18 protein-coding genes are annotated in these 15,667 nt (G+C 33.0%); all 18 read right to left on the bottom strand.

The annotated features are described in order from the left end of the window. Positions 1-7 precede the first annotated feature (7 nt). The 18 genes from IGJ23_RS03720 to IGJ23_RS03635 all read right to left on the bottom strand — a co-directional run bounded on the left by IGJ23_RS03720 (position 8) and on the right by IGJ23_RS03635 (position 15,665). Positions 8-811 carry a PTS mannose/fructose/sorbose transporter subunit IIC gene (locus IGJ23_RS03720; protein ID WP_010719801.1) on the bottom strand — a complete coding sequence of 268 codons (804 nt, stop codon included), beginning with the start codon at positions 809-811 and terminating at the stop codon, positions 8-10. Positions 812-843: 32 nt separating this feature from the next. After that, a complete protein-coding gene (locus tag IGJ23_RS03715) occupies positions 844-1,833 on the bottom strand; it encodes a mannose/fructose/sorbose PTS transporter subunit IIA (RefSeq protein ID WP_010719802.1) in 990 nt (329 codons plus the stop codon). Positions 1,834-1,931: 98 nt separating this feature from the next. After that, a complete protein-coding gene (locus tag IGJ23_RS03710) occupies positions 1,932-2,423 on the bottom strand; it encodes a mannose/fructose/sorbose PTS transporter subunit IIB (protein ID WP_010719803.1) in 492 nt (163 codons plus the stop codon). A gap of 195 nt (positions 2,424-2,618) precedes the next feature. After that, complete coding sequence (locus IGJ23_RS03705; RefSeq protein ID WP_207433097.1) at positions 2,619-5,444, bottom strand: sigma 54-interacting transcriptional regulator; 2,826 nt, start codon at positions 5,442-5,444, stop codon at positions 2,619-2,621. A gap of 442 nt (positions 5,445-5,886) precedes the next feature. Next, entirely contained in the window at positions 5,887-6,996 is a 1,110-nt protein-coding gene (locus tag IGJ23_RS03700; RefSeq protein ID WP_063626741.1) for an acyltransferase family protein, read from the bottom strand. An 857-nt stretch (positions 6,997-7,853) separates the two neighbouring features. Then, positions 7,854-8,186, bottom strand: a complete 333-nt coding sequence (locus IGJ23_RS03695) for a putative quinol monooxygenase (RefSeq protein ID WP_034867818.1) — start codon at positions 8,184-8,186, stop codon at positions 7,854-7,856. A 122-nt stretch (positions 8,187-8,308) separates the two neighbouring features. Next, positions 8,309-8,506: a cold-shock protein gene (locus IGJ23_RS03690; protein ID WP_010718754.1), complete on the bottom strand. Its 198-nt coding sequence runs from the start codon at positions 8,504-8,506 to the stop codon at positions 8,309-8,311. Between the two features lie 272 nt (positions 8,507-8,778). After that, positions 8,779-9,441, bottom strand: a complete 663-nt coding sequence (locus IGJ23_RS03685; RefSeq protein ID WP_317751200.1) for a hypothetical protein — start codon at positions 9,439-9,441, stop codon at positions 8,779-8,781. Then, positions 9,431-9,748 carry a hypothetical protein gene (locus tag IGJ23_RS03680; protein WP_317751201.1) on the bottom strand — a complete coding sequence of 106 codons (318 nt, stop codon included), beginning with the start codon at positions 9,746-9,748 and terminating at the stop codon, positions 9,431-9,433. The genes IGJ23_RS03685 and IGJ23_RS03680 overlap by 11 nt, the downstream gene beginning before the upstream one ends. Continuing rightward, positions 9,732-10,796 (bottom strand): hypothetical protein, encoded by a 1,065-nt coding sequence (locus tag IGJ23_RS03675; protein WP_317751202.1) that lies wholly within the window; start codon positions 10,794-10,796, stop codon positions 9,732-9,734. Before IGJ23_RS03675 ends, IGJ23_RS03680 begins: the two co-directional genes overlap by 17 nt. A gap of 424 nt (positions 10,797-11,220) precedes the next feature. After that, a complete protein-coding gene (locus tag IGJ23_RS03670; RefSeq protein ID WP_010718754.1) occupies positions 11,221-11,418 on the bottom strand; it encodes a cold-shock protein in 198 nt (65 codons plus the stop codon). 344 nt (positions 11,419-11,762) lie between these two features. After that, positions 11,763-11,912, bottom strand: coding sequence for a hypothetical protein (locus IGJ23_RS03665; RefSeq protein WP_010718753.1), 150 nt, complete (start codon positions 11,910-11,912; stop codon positions 11,763-11,765). A 692-nt stretch (positions 11,913-12,604) separates the two neighbouring features. After that, the gene (locus tag IGJ23_RS03660; RefSeq protein ID WP_034867297.1) at positions 12,605-13,252 is read right to left on the bottom strand and encodes an immunoglobulin-like domain-containing protein; all 648 of its coding nucleotides are present in this window, start codon (positions 13,250-13,252) and stop codon (positions 12,605-12,607) included. A 152-nt stretch (positions 13,253-13,404) separates the two neighbouring features. Continuing rightward, on the bottom strand, positions 13,405-14,670 hold the full coding sequence (locus tag IGJ23_RS03655; protein WP_088764553.1) for a LysM peptidoglycan-binding domain-containing protein: 1,266 nt from the start codon (positions 14,668-14,670) through the stop codon (positions 13,405-13,407). A 4-nt stretch (positions 14,671-14,674) separates the two neighbouring features. Next, positions 14,675-14,878, bottom strand: coding sequence for a phage holin (locus tag IGJ23_RS03650; protein ID WP_081128554.1), 204 nt, complete (start codon positions 14,876-14,878; stop codon positions 14,675-14,677). Further along, positions 14,878-15,099, bottom strand: a complete 222-nt coding sequence (locus IGJ23_RS03645) for a hypothetical protein (RefSeq protein WP_034867714.1) — start codon at positions 15,097-15,099, stop codon at positions 14,878-14,880. The genes IGJ23_RS03650 and IGJ23_RS03645 overlap by 1 nt, the downstream gene beginning before the upstream one ends. Positions 15,100-15,145: 46 nt before the next feature. Then, positions 15,146-15,274, bottom strand: coding sequence for an XkdX family protein (locus tag IGJ23_RS03640; RefSeq protein ID WP_080292486.1), 129 nt, complete (start codon positions 15,272-15,274; stop codon positions 15,146-15,148). 7 nt (positions 15,275-15,281) lie between these two features. Then, the gene (locus IGJ23_RS03635) at positions 15,282-15,665 is read right to left on the bottom strand and encodes a hypothetical protein (protein WP_286335841.1); all 384 of its coding nucleotides are present in this window, start codon (positions 15,663-15,665) and stop codon (positions 15,282-15,284) included. Between the last annotated feature and the right edge of the window lie 2 nt (positions 15,666-15,667).

Here is a 15,667-nt window from a genome sequence, read left to right as displayed (position 1 = left end):
TTCAAGATTAATAGTCATTCAAAATGTCGCCTAGAGGGTCACCTGAGTTGCTTCCTCCGCCACCATTTGAAGAGCCTCCCATTTTAGAAAGGTTCAAGTAGATAAGAGCTAAAGCAACACCTAAAGCACCTAGGGCAATCAATGTTAATTGAGTAATTGCAGCTACAACAAAACCGATAACGAAGAATGGCCATACTTCTTTAGTTGCCATCATGTTGATTACTAATGCGTAACCTACAGCAACAACCATTCCCCCACCAATAGCCATACCGTCTGTTAACCATGCAGGCATTGATTCTAAGAAAGATTGAACAGTTTGAGCTGGGATGAATAATAATGCTCCAGCAGGAATTGCAATACGGATACCTTGTAAACATACTGCAATGATGTGCCACATTTCAACTTTGCGGATGTTACCTTCTTCAGCAGCAGCATCCATCAAGTGAACGATAGGAACAGCGATTGTACGTACGATCATTGTTAAGAACAAACCAGCAACAGCAAGTGGTACTGCGATAGCAATAGCTGATGGAACGCCTCGAACACCTTGACCACCTAATACTAAAATAATTGCAGATGCAACTGATGCCAATGCAGCATCTGGTGCTACAGCAGCTCCGATATTTGCCCAGCCAAGAGCGATCATTTGAAGAGTACCACCTAATACGATACCTGCTTCAAGGTTACCTGTTACTAAACCTATTAATGTACATGCCACTAGAGGTTGATGAAATTGGAATTCATCCAGAATCCCTTCCATCCCTGCTAGAAAGGCAACGAATACGACTAAAATCATTGAAATAATAGACATGATAAGCCTCCTATAAATATTAGTTTTTTGAATTATGCTTTAGATAATTCAGACTTAGCTTTTTTAAGAATTTCGTCCATATTGTCGCGAGAGTCATTTGGTACTTTACGTACATCAAATTTAACTCCTTTGCTTTCTAGTTTTTCAAATGCCTCTACGTCTTCAGGGCCCATTGATAAAACTTTACTTACGACAACTTTCCCAACTGAGTGGGCCATTGAACCTACGTTTAATTCTTGGATGTCAACGCCGCCTTCAACAGCTGTCAACACGTCTTCAGGATTTTCAAACAATAGCAAAGCTTTTGTATTCCCAAATCTTGGATCTTTAGCAACTTCGATCATTTTAGAAATTGGGATAACGTTTGCTTTAACCCCTGGAGGAGCAGCTTGTTCGATCAATTTCTTACGTAAATCATCTTTTGATACAGCATCTGAAACAACGATGATCCGATTTGGTTGAACAGCTTTTGTCCATGCAGTAGCAACTTGACCATGTAATAAACGTGAGTCAACACGTGCTAAAACATATTTAATCTTACCGTCGCCAACTACTGTTCCTTCAGGTAATGCACCTTTAGGTTGTCCATCAGAAACTTCTGCTTTTGGTGCTTCTTGTGGTTCAAGCTCTTCTGGCTTCACTTTCACACCATCTTTTGCTGTTTCAATGATATGTGCTGCAATTTCTTGAGCAGATTCCATTGAAAAACGTGACGCATAAGCTTCGATCAACATAGGCAAGTTCAAACCACTAACAATTGCCCATTTGTCTTTGTGTTCTTCAAACAATGTGTTTGATTGATTGAACGGTGTTCCGCCCCATAAATCAACTAAGAACAATACTTCGTCTTGATTATCAAAAGAAGCAACAGCCTCTTCTAATTTGGCTCTCAAGTCATCTGGACCTTCGCTTGGTTTTAAAATGACTGCTTTGACGTTTTCTTGTTCGCCAAAAATCATTGAACCTGATTGCAAGATACCTTCAGCAAATTGTCCATGACTTGCAAGGATAATCCCTACCATATTTATACCTCCTACTTCTTTTTGTTGTAACAAATCAAATATTAAAATAATTGCTAACCATTACAACAGATGAATTTGACCATTTTCCAACAACAATATTATGCCTTTTTGGCTTTTGCTAGTAATTCCATCAAAAGGATCTTTCTATCTGCGGGTACTTTGCGAATTTCTAATTCTACACCTTGCTGATTCAAGAATTGGAACGATGCAATATCTTTATGGTCGACTGACACAAAATTTGTAATCATCGTCTTCCCCTCAGAAAAACTCATCCCACCGATATTCAATGAATCCAGCTGTACACCACTTAAGACAATTTTCTCAACGTCTTGAGGATTAGTGAATAAAAGCATCACTTTCGTCGTTGCTAGTAAACCGCTTTGATAAACTTGAATCATTTTTTTCACCGTGATCACATTTGCGATGATTCCCGGTGGAGCAGCTTCTTTTAAAAGAAACTTTCTCAATTTATCTTGGGCTACTAAATCACTAATAACAATGATGCGTTCCACGCCGGTCAATTTTGACCAGACCGTTGCAACTTGTCCATGGATCAAACGATCATCTATACGCGCTAACCGAATATCCATCAGCAAATCTCCTTTTGTTAAACTACTTCACAGAAACCCCTCTCATTTTCTGTGTGTATAACCATCTATTGGCACATTTATATAAAAGCAAGAACCGTGCCAACTTTTTATCAATACACTAAAGGGTTTTAAGGCGTTTCGAAGCAATACACAAAAAAGATACACTAATAACAGTGTATCTTTTTTGTGTATTTTTCATTTAGTGTATTCATTTTTTGCCAATTCATTACGAATCAGCTTGAATGAATAATAAACTTCAGATGAAGGTGTTTCAAATCTGATGGTCTTTTCCAACGGGGATAACAATTGTTGGATAGACGAAAACAATGGATCTTCCATCGCTTTTTCCAGTTCGTCTGATTCAACATTCAATGGCTCGTTTAATAAAATCCGTTCAATCATCCCCACTGTGTGTAAAACTAAATTGATTTTAAAACTATATCCATGATTCTCAATCGATAGCTTCTCAGACACTTGATCACTAAAATTCCATAAAGGATCAATCAATTTGGTTCCATTGATAAATGTAAAATTTTGTTCAATAAATTTCACACAAGTCTGTTTTGCAGTTTCTTCACTCAATGGCACTTCTTCTGTTTCATCTAATTCTGCCTCAAGTAATAATTGATCTAAAATCAACTCGATATTTTGATCGATAAACCGCTCCAATGGAATAAATGGCGCAGCAATCTGCGGATCTGTAATTCCAGTAGTCGCAATGACTTGGTAATTTTCGATTAATTTAGGCAATTCTTTTTCCAATTCTAAAACAGAGAGTGCCAAAACAGTCAACTCGACATCTTGCCGTTTACTTACAGAACGTTCGATTAATTCTTTGATTCGTTGTGCGGTTCCTTCACCAGATGCACAAATAGCTAAGATGGCTTTTTTTCTGAGTACGGTCGGTTCAGGTGTTTTTTCCATCGAAATTTCTGCATAACCTCGGAAATTTTTCAAGGAATCGTATAACATATCTAAATCCGTACCTAACACAGAAACTTTGCGAACCGTCTCTAATACCAAAGAGGTCGTCACCATGTCAACTGTCCGCACAGGAATTCCTGTATCTCGCTGAATCTGAGAATTAAATGAAGCAAGCGAACCCATATCCACTAATAAGATCGTTCCACTGCCTTCATCCACCTCTTGCACCATTCGTTCGATCCGACTAAGCGCCGTTTTAGGATCCATATCCAATGGCATATCGACCGCTCGTACATTGTCTGCATCTAATAATTGTTGGACCACTTGAACCATGCTGCTTGCTGTACTATTACCATGTGCTGCCACGACTACCCCAATACGACCGCTTGCTTGATTTGCCCTTAGCGACACAAGCAAGACAGTGAGATAGTAATCTTCGCTATCTGGAATCGTTACTTGGAAATACTCCTCAATATACTTTCTAACTTCTTTCGCTACTTCATATTCCACTGGAAAATCAATTGCCATTTCACGTATATTATCATTCGTATGGCGCTCTTCACCGATATTGATTCTTTTTAAAAAAGAACTGATATGCAGACTCATTGCGTAGATAAAATTTTGCTGAAACTCATATGGCAAGGCATTTTTTACCATTATATATATTTGATTGGTGACTTCGATGATTTTAGGATCAACAAACTCAGCTAGTTTATTATCAGCATTGAACGAGAATCCATGATCCTTGTAAAAAGATTTCAAATGGATGTTGATATCCGTTGAAATAAAATGATTGATGGCTTCTTGATCTAATCCGTCAGACTTTAATAGTGCTGCTTTGTCCCCAATAATGTCATAAAGGTTATAGGGTAGTTCATAAGAATCAGATTGAATCTTCATGATTGTGTCGTTAGGATACACCGTAATTTTGGGCTCCAATAGCTTCGATAGTTCGGACATCGCTACTCGATTACTTGCTAATTGGATCAATCCACTTCTAATCCCTTCCGTCAAATCATCGATCGTAATCGAGATTTCTGGAGAATTGATATGATTTAAAAAACCACGAGCGCAAATCAATTGGATATTCGATTTCAACTGACCGATGTTCCCATAGGTTACACTACCGATCAACGCTTTAACAACATCTTCAGTTAGCGAAATTTGCCGCTGGATACGGTTGGCTTCATGGGCGATCATAATTTTAACCAGGTCGATTTTTTCATTTGCAGGGCGTTTTTCAAAAGATGGCAACTTGATATTGATCGGTATTCTTCGAACAAAGGTCTCTAATAGAGAAGAACCAGGATCCTCAGTTGTTGCACCCACGATCCGAACATTTGCTTCATGAGATTTTGTTGTTTCTCCTAATCGACTATAGGTACCATGATCCATGAAGTAAAAGATCATTTCTTGCCCTTCAGGTGGTAACCGGTGAATTTCATCTAGGAACAACATTCCTCCATCTGCTTGGTCAATGATTCCGGTTTTTTCCTCTTCTGCTCCAGTAAAAGCACCTTTGACATATCCAAACAAGTGACTCATCAATAATTCCGGGTTATTAGCGTAGTCGGCACAGTTAAAGACGATCAACTCGTTGTCTTCACTAATGACGTGATTGGCTTTGGCAAAATGAAACATCGCATGTGCAAAGTAGGTTTTCCCCGATCCAGTTGGTCCAGTGATCAAACAATTCAGACCTCTCGGCGGATATAAAATGGCGGCTTTCGCTTGCTCAACCGAGTTTTTCATACTCCCATTTGCGCCAATGATCTTAGCAAAAATATCTTTCGTATCAATCTGAATCCTTGCTTTTTCTACTGGTACTCTTTCTTCTTTATAGCTTATGACATGTTTGGCGGTCGGTTGTTCATAGGCAACATTTTTTTGATATATGTAACGTACAGGTCGTCCATCGGTTTTCAACAATTTTCCTTCACGTACCAACTGATTCAAATCTTTACTACTATTGGTCCGTTGAATTCCTAAAACCTCAGCTATCTCTTTCGTTGTGACCCCTTGATCATATTCAATCGGTTTTAGATGAGCCGTTTTTTCTTTGACATACGTATAAATTCGATCAATGCGCTTCGCCATTTGGTTTCGCCCCTTTTTCATTAACTGGCTTCAAAACATAATACTATAAATTTAATTCCATTTCGTCAACTATTTACAGTAAATATCTCTTATTAAAAGAAGTATTGACTGGATCAGCTACTCTTTGTCTCATTAGAATTATCCAAAAACGTCCCCTTCAACTTAAAGCTTTTCTTTAAAATGATCGGATCGAAGTGCTTGCGCCGATAAACCATTTTATCTATTGTAATGAAACACAGACAAAAAAAGCTCTCCTCTTAATTAACAAGAGAGAACTTTTTTCATTGAGTTTAGTTCATTGTTTATTCAATTTATTCTGTTTATTGAGTGCTCGGATAAACAATCACTTCCAATTCAATATTTTCTAGTGAACTTTTATTAACTCCGATCGTATAACCTAAACACTTGTCTTCTATAATAATACGCTCATCATACCATCTAATTATTCTTCATTTTTACTATCAAGTATGGTCAAAGTACGGTCATAAAAAAAGCTTTTAAAATACCCATTTCCTTTTACCAAATTATCTGTTTTTTCAGGAACATTAAAATAGAGAATTTTGTTTAACGGCTTATGAACCCACTCCATTCTGCACAAAAAGAAAATACATATAGTTACTATTAGAATCGTAATACTCTGCGGTACACCAAAACTTTTAATAAACAAATCCAAATGAAGTTTATCATTAACTATTCTGACGATAGGTATATGCAACATATATATGATCAAGGATAATTCTCCAAAACTCGTAATAAACAGTCGTTTATTACTTATCAAAGCAACCAAACTACTGATTATAAGGAAGACTGCAATATAGTAAATAAATCGGAAAAAACCACCATAAAGACCTACTAATTCGCTTACATTCGCATAAGCATTTCTACCGGTCAAAAATCCCATCGTCAGTGAGGTGCCATATAACTTAAAATAAACGACAAAAAAACTTCCTGACAAAAGGAACAACGCGCACAACTTGATCTTAAAATTGTTTAGATAATTTGACATTTTTTGATAATCAATTAAGTATCCAGCATAAAAAAATGGAAAGAAAGTTAAGATTCTTGAAGAACATAGAAAATCTCCCAAATTTGCATCATATCCTGCCAAACAACCAATTACAACAGCTATGCCTAGCACCCAGTATTTGTCATATCCATCAATAACCATGCTGATTAATTGAAAAGCAAAAATAGCAAAACAGTACCATGGCAGTCCGCTTTCTGTTAAAAAGGAAAAGCTTAAAGAACCTGAAGAGAGAAAAGTGCTAATCAAAAATATAATTTTTAAAATGAAAAACCATTTGAGATATCTAAAACTTTTTCGGAAATCTTTGTTGCGAATTGTATTCTTGCTGAATAGACCAGAAACAAAGATGAATGCTGGCATATGAAACATATATATCCAATAGTTAATTTTCATTAACAAGTCGCTCTTTTGATTCGCCCGATCAATTAAATGACCTACTACAACCAGGAAAATTAATAAAGCCTTTAAATTGTCCCATTTGTACAAACGCTTTGAAACGTTATTTAAATTCATTTTTTCATTCATCACTCCTTTTTAAATCCCAGTATACAATACAACATTCACAAATAGTAGTGATTTTTTCCACTCATATATTGTTATACTTCAAACGAGAAACTTTTTTTATTTTTTTCAAACCGATCATTTAGAATGACGTTTGTTTTTTTAATATGTAATTTCCATTTTAACTAATGATAAGCACAGGATTTTGAATAAAAAAGTAAAGAATGGTATTGATTTTTATGTTTAAGCACCTTTTTTGTCAATCGTTTTCATTAAAAGTCATAAAAAAAGCTCTATCCTTTACGTAATAAGGGATAGAGCAAACTGTTCATTAAGCTTCTTGAGCTACTGGATAAACAGACACTTCTAGTTTTGCATTTCTTGACTAATTCTAGTTAACTCTAATTGCTTTAATATCAACGTTTATATAGTTTTTCAGTTACTAATGTTTTCTATATTTTGTTAAATAGTATGGTCAAAGTATGGTCATTTTTCATCTCATTATATAGCATGACGTGTTAAAAAATACGTCATGCTTTTTTATAAAAAAAGACTACTCTTTCGAGTAGCCTCAGAAGTAAAGAAACGAGATAAAATTAGAGATCTTGTGAAATTGTGAATAATTTTACCTCGAATTTATTTTGTGCTACACAGTTTGAAGATTATAGGATGAACACACCATACAGTTATATATTTTAGTAGCACACTATAATTATAAGCTATGAAATCAACTTTTTTTATTCGTTTTGATTATAGCTGATATAAAAAATACCACCCGAAAGTGGCTAGGAACGGCTTGATTATAGATTATAGCTAAAGAATACTACAAGCGATATTCCTATTTTACAGGAACCCCTATTCTATTAAATAAAATAAGTGTTCTATTTTCTTATAAATGAGGAGTCCTTTGTAGAAATACTATTTATATCTGTTATATATCTTTCGACTTTCATATGCAAATCATATTTTTCTCTAAGTTTAGTAATATGAGCCATCATCGGAGATTCATGATGTTTGTCTAGTGCATCTTGATCTGTCCAACTATCAATTAGAAGAATTGTGTCCTCATCATTCATTGGAAAAAAGTATTCGTATTTAATATTACCTTTTTCTGCACGTATATCTTCTACAATTCCAGTTGAAACCATCTCTTTTGCAAATTTTTTTGCATTTCCATTTATACCACTATAATAAATGTTCACAGTAATAGCCATTTTTTTCCCTCCTTGAATATGTATCTATCTTTATGTAATCCTGTAGGACTCGAACCTACGACCGTTCGGTTATGAGCCATTATATAAAAAACCACCTCGATTGAGGTGGTTAAAGTTCAACATTATTTTACGATATTTACTGCTTGAGGACCACGTTGTCCTTCTTCAATATCATAAGAAACAGCTTGACCTTCATCTAATGTTTTGAATCCATCACCTTGAATAGCTGAGAAGTGTGCAAATACGTCATTTCCATCTTCACCAGTGATAAATCCAAAACCTTTATCTGAGTTAAACCATTTTACTGTACCGTTATTCATATATATTTCCTCCTAATACGTATATAATACGTGTTTTGTTGCAATTAATATTACTTGGTAAAAGGAGTTTTTATAGTGTGAATATATCGCTCAGATTACGTTTCAAATTAGATTACTTATTTAGTATAACATGGACGTATTACTAACACAAGGATAAATAATCGATATATATTTTCATACAAAAAGTAGGATTAAATGTTTAGAATAAATTGAAGAACAAAAAAACTCAATCAAATTTAAGTGGCTGTTTTTTAGATAAGAGCAAAAAATATTTATTTAAATTCAGCTGGATGTTTAGATAAATAATTTGCATAGTCAATGTCATGAATAATATCATAGTATTTATTATTAATTAGCTCAATAATAGACATTTTAGTTAGTTTTTCTAAATCATTAAAGTTAATATCAATAACATACTTATTCTCTTTTAAGGCAATTTTTCTTGCTAACCCTTTACCTGCATCCCACTTTCTCCCAGTAAATCCATATCTGGAGAATAATAGACAAACATCAAATTTATGCAGACACAATAAAGAGTGAACTTTCCCTATCCATGTTACATCTATTTTCTTTTGATAGTTTTTACACTCACCAATAAATTCTAAATTAGCCAAGTTAGGATAAAAAGTCTTAATTATGAGATTTGTTCCAGGTTTTATTTTTAACAATAAATCCACTTCATTTGTCGAGGTATGTAAATTTGTATCAACATGAAAAATATTTTTTAATGATAATATAGATTTAGCTAAAGATTCCAGCGCATGCCCTTTTTCCGTCGGTGTCTCAAAATCATCTGCCTCAATACGATTAATATCTTCCTTGAGTTTTTGAATATCATTTTCATTAAGGCAATAAGCAGCTAATAATCTTTGTTTCTCATCATAATTATTTAATTCTTCAAGATATTTAACAGTACGATCTAACTCATTTAACACTATTAATCACCTCAAAACATGTAAATATATGATCCTCTGTTACTTCTAAATCAATACCAGCTTCTTCATCATATATCTTTAGTGGTATATCTGCTATGCTATAATACTCACCTAACCATTTGCCAGAAAACGAAACAATAAAAATTTCTCTCAATATATTTTTTTTCAAAAATATATTGAGAATTTTAATTGTCTCATTATATGTCAAATCATGCTTATTTTTGAAAGAGGAAATATAAATATATTCTTTTACTTTATAACTAGAAAGATCTTCAAAAATTGTTTCTACCTTATACGGCTTGTCCAACTTCTTCAACTCTTCCCTGAGACTGGCTGCTAACAAACTCTTTGAGTAATTTTTTGGTAGCATCACGCATCCCCTCTCTTCCTAAAGAATGACTGTAGTAACTTAGAATAGTAACTTTTTGATAATAAAACAAATATTTTACTTCTAGTGTTCTCACCTTGGGACCTTTTGTGTCTCCCCAAGTTAGATTAATCCAGGGATAATCTGAATTTATTTTTATTTCTTCAATAAATTCTAACAACGATTTTTTTATTTCTAAAGTATCAGCATTTTTTGTAAACAGATTACTTTTTTCTTCTATAAACACTTCTAAATCACCCAAAATAGGTAAGACTAAATCTGTAGAATTCCCACTATTTAGAGTTGCTTGAGCACGTTTCTTAGTATTCATCGATTTACCCGTACATTTGACAGACGGCAAGTCCGTTTTGTTAGATAAAGCTAAAACCGTTTCACAGAAGTTAACCGGGTTTAATGCTTCACCTAAAATAAAAGATAACTTATTTTTAATTAAATAAATCATATTTTTAAAATAGTCTGGATCGTTTTGTCGATAAAATAACCTAATATCAGAAACAGAAACCTCTAAAAAAATTTGTTCATTAATCTTGTGAAAAGCTATCAGAACATTATTTGCTCTCTCTATAGTAACAAACTTTCCTCTCTCATCGATATGTTTAAAACTAATTAGATAATTCAATTTAAATTCGTTGTTTGATCTTCTAAATTTTAAATTTTGACTATCTAAATTATAAACTTCTATTTTTTTGTTTTCTATGGGTAACTTAGTCATTAATTCTTCAATTGTTACTTCGTCATTAGTAATTTCGAAAATAGCACTATACTTATATCTATTTTCGAACTCAAAAATGTCTATAGCTTCTAATACTTTTTGTAATTCCAATTTGTTATTCAAAGCGTCCTCTAAAGAATCATAATAAGCTCTATCAAGGTTAGTTAAATTTTTATATATAGCTTCAACTTCTTCTTTTTGAGGAATAGTAAGCTCGCTAAGATATCTACGCAACATATCATTAGTAAAATTCATAATAAAAATACCTCTTCTCATATATCTGCTAATATTATTAAAGCAAAAGAAAACCCTAAAGACAATAGCTTTTGGGTTTCTTAACAGATATAATCTTTGAAGATTATGAAATCACTTTAACATACAGGGAACATAAGTTCAAATTAAACGTTTATGATACAAAAACATTATTTTATGAATCTGCTTTGATAATATTGTAATAATTTTATTAATAAATTGTATAATAAGTTATATAATTTTTGATTTAAAAATTAGTTATTAAAAGCACAGATAAATAAGCTCAAAGCTCCCATAAATAAACTCCGGTGAGCTTTGAGCTATAAATATTATTATCTTATGTACCCTGTAGGACTCGAACCTACGACCGGACGGTTATGAGCCATTATATAAAAACCACCTCGATTGAGGTGGTTAAAGTTCAACATTATTTTACAATATTTACTGCTTGAGGGCCACGTTGTCCTTCTTCAATATCATAAGAAACAGCTTGACCTTCATCTAATGTTTTGAATCCATCGCCTTGGATAGCTGAGAAGTGTGCAAATACGTCATTTCCATCTTCACCAGTGATAAATCCAAAACCTTTATCTGAGTTAAACCATTTTACTGTACCGTTATTCATATATATTTCCTCCTAATACGTATATAATACGTGTTTTGTTGCAATTAATATTAATTAGTAAAAGGAGTTTTTATAGTGTGAATATATCGCTCAGATTACGTTTCAAATTAGATTACTTATTTACTATAACACGGAAGTAATGGTAACACAAAGATAATTGTTTGATACGTTTTTTATTACAAAAATTTAGACTAAGCATTTAAAATGATTAATTAAAAGACGAAAAAATTGAAATTGAAAATAAATGACTAACGCTACTAATATAATATTACATCGTTTACTTAAAACTTTAATAAATTTTACTTTTCTACAATATTGTCAATTGCTTTTCCACAAATTAGTTCTTATTCTAAAACTGATTTTATTTGCAATGCACATTCTTTTGAAAATGGTTCAGCCTCTTTCCATGATCCTAATAGTGGATAATTATTGATTACACTTTTGACATATTGCCTGTTTTTTACTCCTCGTGTTTGTACTTCTACATAATACATAGTGATACCTTCTTTATTATTTTTTATGTAAAGACTACTCTTATGAGTAGTCTTATAGATAATAAATCGCAGTAAAACACAGGAGATCTTTGTGAAGTTGATCGTAGTTTACTACGAATTTTATTTTGTGCTACGTAGTTTAAACTGAATAATGCGAATACAACATGGAATATCTTGTAGCACATTATAATTATAATATATGAAATCAAGTTTTTTTATTTGTTTTTGTTATATCTAATATAAAAAATACCGCCTAATAAGAAAAACATTATATTTAATCAAAAACGTCAGAATAGAAATACAATCTATTTTTTATAAAATAGATTAATCTAAAGAAACTAGAAAGAGCTACTCTTTCAAGTAGCTCTGAATAGATGTCACCATAAATGGAAACGGGGTTAAGATTGTGTAATATGATGACGTTATTATTTTACCACGATTGAAATTATTATTTTCTTTTTTTAACGTACGTGGAAAAATAAATAAAGATATTACAACTTTGCTTGAAGATATGAGTACTTTATCAGACAACCTTCTATCAATTGACGTGTATATAGTTAGGAAACCCTTTTTTATATCTTTCTCCTATTAATAAAATCAAGCAAAAAATTTTTATATCTTTTTGAAAAAAATTCTTATTATTTTTCTAATTTCTACCAAATTTTCTTCATTATGTTGTTGGTTTTTAAAAATTAATTAGTGACTTTAACACTTAAAACTGTTCGTGTATTTCCTGAACTATCGTAACCTATAACTTCCACTTTATCTTTTTTCTTTAGAACTTTATCTTTTGCAAAAAGAGAATATGATTCTTCTCCATTTTCTCCAAGTACAGTTGTTACTTTTCTTACTACTTTATTATTGATTCTTAATGCAACAGTGTCAATTCCGGCTTCATTCGTTCCATAAATTCTATCTTCTCCTAATTTATAAGAAGAGACTGTCATTTTGTAATCTTTGTTAAGTTTAGGATAAACTTTATAATTTACTCTTTCACCAAACTGCCCATCTTCATCAATTCCAACAATTTCGAAATTCTTCTCAGAAGAGCTTAAGCCTAATCCTCTAGTTGAAAATTTGAATATTCCATCTTTATTTACTGCCACTTTACTTTGTAACATATCGTTTATAAGCAATCCGACAGTGCTATATTTAGCATTAAAGACTTTTCCTTCGATTGATGAGTCCGTCCAAAAATATTTCTTTGCTTTTATAGATCCGACTGCAATAGATAACTCATTTTCATTTTCCAATGTTGTTTGAGCATTTACAAATGTTGAACCTCCAATAGTAATGCTCAGTAATGCTGCACTTAATATAATCTTGCTTTTTTTTATCATCTACTTTTCTCCTTTCATAAAGAACTATTTTTAGTATATATATTAACTTTTTAGATATTTTTTTTATTATTGAAAAAATATCTAAAAAAAAAATAATACAATACTACTTCTCTTTATTATGAATATGTACTGCTCCTCAACGAGGAGCTTTTTTAATATGAAAGTGTCTGACCCGGATAAATCAAATTAGGATTGGATAATCCATTGCGCTGTGCCAGCACTTGATACGTTATACCTAACCTAGATGCGATTGATGATAAATTATCGCCTGATCGAACAGTGTATGTTCTAGTAGTACTTACTTTTTCGTTTACTTTTAGAACTTGTCCAGCATAAATCATGTTAGGATTGCTCAATCCATTTAGTGATGCTAAAGCTTGATATGTGGTTCTATATTTTGTAGCGATTGAAGATAAATTTTCGCCATATTGAACGACATGAGTTTGAACAACTGATGGTTGTTCTACAACTGTCGTAGAATCTGGTAAAAGTTCTACATTAGATTTGTCGATCCAAGATAAAATATTCGCAAGTAAAATTTTATTGCCATCAATTTGTTGAACCTTGTAGCTTTCACCTTTCACCCATTGTGGAATAGCCTCACCAGTCGCCCATTGATTAGCTGAGAAATTCACCTTAACTGTATCACCAACTTTGATCTCTGATTTTGGCGTTTCACTTGTTTCTTCTCCTGCATTGATTGCTGGCGTTTCTGTTTGTGGCTTATCTGAGTTAGTATAGCCATTATCAGTGATCCCTGTTAAATCGACATTTCCATCCAATCCCCCTGCAATATAAGTAGATGTAAACTGCCAAATAGCAACCCCATCCATACTTGGAAAATAGTTATACAACGGTTCTGGAGTTACATTATAGCTAGGATACCCGGCAATCCATAAAGAGTTAGGAAATTCTTTAATAATTCTCTTATAATCAACATATTTTAATGTGAAAGGTTTATAGCTATAATACATTGGTGTATACCCAGCTTGTCTAATACGTCGCATACCGTACAAAATTGTTTCTGTATTTGCATTTCTATCAGAACTAGCGCCGTGTTCAAAATCTAAAGCTACAATCGAACCTTTCGGTGTTTGAATCTTAGGCAAGAAATAATCCATTGTCTGTTTAGCAATATCCATGTTTCCATAGGTGTCATACCAGATATAGGTATGCGCTCGTTTTCCTTGTGCAATAGCACTTGCTACTTGTGTTTTGTATGTGCGCTGCTCGTAAATGCCATTAGCGTTATACCCGCCAATTTGAGCAATAGCAAATTTATCATGAGCATAACCAAAACGCCCTTGATCTCCTTGATAAATCGCCCAATCGACGCCTCGATCGCCTTTAGCGGCAAAAACATTTATAGGCAATAAAAAAAGAGCTACGAGAGCTCCTACTAAAATTTTCTTTTTCATTCGTTTACTCCTTATCTTTTAAATTGTAAGCTGATACCCCTGTAATTACTCCTAAAAATGTCGCTATGGCATTGATAGTTAATACTGTCATATCAGTTTCATTCCATCCATATGCTTTGCCTAATGTGGCTACTAATGCAGATAAAGCTGGCAGTACTATAAGTACTGTCCATTTAATAATTTGATAATATTTATCGGGTAAAATCATCACTTCTCACCTCCTTTTATTTCCTGAATATCATGTTCTGCTTCATTCATCCGTCCTTCTAATAGAAAAGTCCGTTCAACAATATGGTTATGCTTTTCAACTTTTTTCTCCAATTGTTCAATTCGATAAATGGTTAGTTTGTTTGAAAAAACAATACCTGCAAACGTACCAATTAACGTTCCTGCAATACTTAAAGTAGAAATAATCGCATCAATACTCATAGTTCACCAACTTTCCAACAAAAAAGCATACTCCAGAGAGCATGCCTTAACTTTCTTTATTAATAATTTTGTCTGCTTCTTCCTCTGTAATGCACAACGGAACAAATTGCCGAACTTGATCTGCAGTAAAGCAATTCCAGTCATACATCATTTTGATATCTTCATAGGAATACATATTATTCTCACCCTTCATTTTTCGATGATTGAAGTTGATCTTTCAATAAATCAATTTCTTTACTGTTTTGAATAGTCGTAAGCATCGTTTTTGAATTGATTTGCGTTAATGAATCAGCTCTTTTAGTTAGTTCTTCATTCGCCTGTTTCAATATTTTATTATCATCTTGTAACCCTTCAGATAATTTCTCTAACAGAACTAATTTTTTAGAAACATCTTGAGTCACAACTTCTTCCCATTTTCGCTCCCTTGGATTCCAAAATTGGCGATCTAATGGAATATTCGGTAATGGTGGTACAGAAGTATACGGCACTCCTTCTGGGAAATCATCTGGCATATTTTCCCATACCTTGCAACCTACTGGATACATATATTCATACATTGTTTTCATTA

The organism is Enterococcus sp. DIV1682a, from assembly GCF_051711005.1.
Taxonomy (GTDB): Bacteria; Bacillota; Bacilli; order Lactobacillales; family Enterococcaceae; genus Enterococcus_B; species Enterococcus_B hirae.
This window is presented reverse-complemented; position numbering and strand designations above follow the sequence as displayed.

Bases quoted from the DNA above. Each gene is read 5' to 3' on its own strand.
- IGJ23_RS03695 (WP_034867818.1), bottom strand. From the start codon at position 8,186: ATGGCTATTACTGTGAACATTTATTATAGTGGTATAAATGGAAATGCA.
- IGJ23_RS03665 (WP_010718753.1), bottom strand. From the start codon at position 11,912: ATGTATTATGTAGAAGTACAAACACGAGGAGTAAAAAACAGGCAATAT.
- IGJ23_RS03675 (WP_317751202.1), bottom strand. From the start codon at position 10,796: ATGAATTTTACTAATGATATGTTGCGTAGATATCTTAGCGAGCTTACT.
- IGJ23_RS03645 (WP_034867714.1), bottom strand. From the start codon at position 15,099: ATGAGTATTGATGCGATTATTTCTACTTTAAGTATTGCAGGAACGTTA.
- IGJ23_RS03660 (WP_034867297.1), bottom strand. From the start codon at position 13,252: ATGATAAAAAAAAGCAAGATTATATTAAGTGCAGCATTACTGAGCATT.
- IGJ23_RS03720 (WP_010719801.1), bottom strand. From the start codon at position 811: ATGTCTATTATTTCAATGATTTTAGTCGTATTCGTTGCCTTTCTAGCA.
- IGJ23_RS03655 (WP_088764553.1), bottom strand. From the start codon at position 14,670: ATGAAAAAGAAAATTTTAGTAGGAGCTCTCGTAGCTCTTTTTTTATTG.
- IGJ23_RS03640 (WP_080292486.1), bottom strand. From the start codon at position 15,274: ATGTATTCCTATGAAGATATCAAAATGATGTATGACTGGAATTGCTTT.
- IGJ23_RS03705 (WP_207433097.1), bottom strand. From the start codon at position 5,444: ATGGCGAAGCGCATTGATCGAATTTATACGTATGTCAAAGAAAAAACG.
- IGJ23_RS03710 (WP_010719803.1), bottom strand. From the start codon at position 2,423: ATGGATATTCGGTTAGCGCGTATAGATGATCGTTTGATCCATGGACAA.
- IGJ23_RS03650 (WP_081128554.1), bottom strand. From the start codon at position 14,878: ATGATTTTACCCGATAAATATTATCAAATTATTAAATGGACAGTACTT.
- IGJ23_RS03690 (WP_010718754.1), bottom strand. From the start codon at position 8,506: ATGAATAACGGTACAGTAAAATGGTTTAACTCAGATAAAGGTTTTGGA.
- IGJ23_RS03715 (WP_010719802.1), bottom strand. From the start codon at position 1,833: ATGGTAGGGATTATCCTTGCAAGTCATGGACAATTTGCTGAAGGTATC.
- IGJ23_RS03700 (WP_063626741.1), bottom strand. From the start codon at position 6,996: ATGAATGAAAAAATGAATTTAAATAACGTTTCAAAGCGTTTGTACAAA.
- IGJ23_RS03635 (WP_286335841.1), bottom strand. From the start codon at position 15,665: ATGAAAACAATGTATGAATATATGTATCCAGTAGGTTGCAAGGTATGG.
- IGJ23_RS03670 (WP_010718754.1), bottom strand. From the start codon at position 11,418: ATGAATAACGGTACAGTAAAATGGTTTAACTCAGATAAAGGTTTTGGA.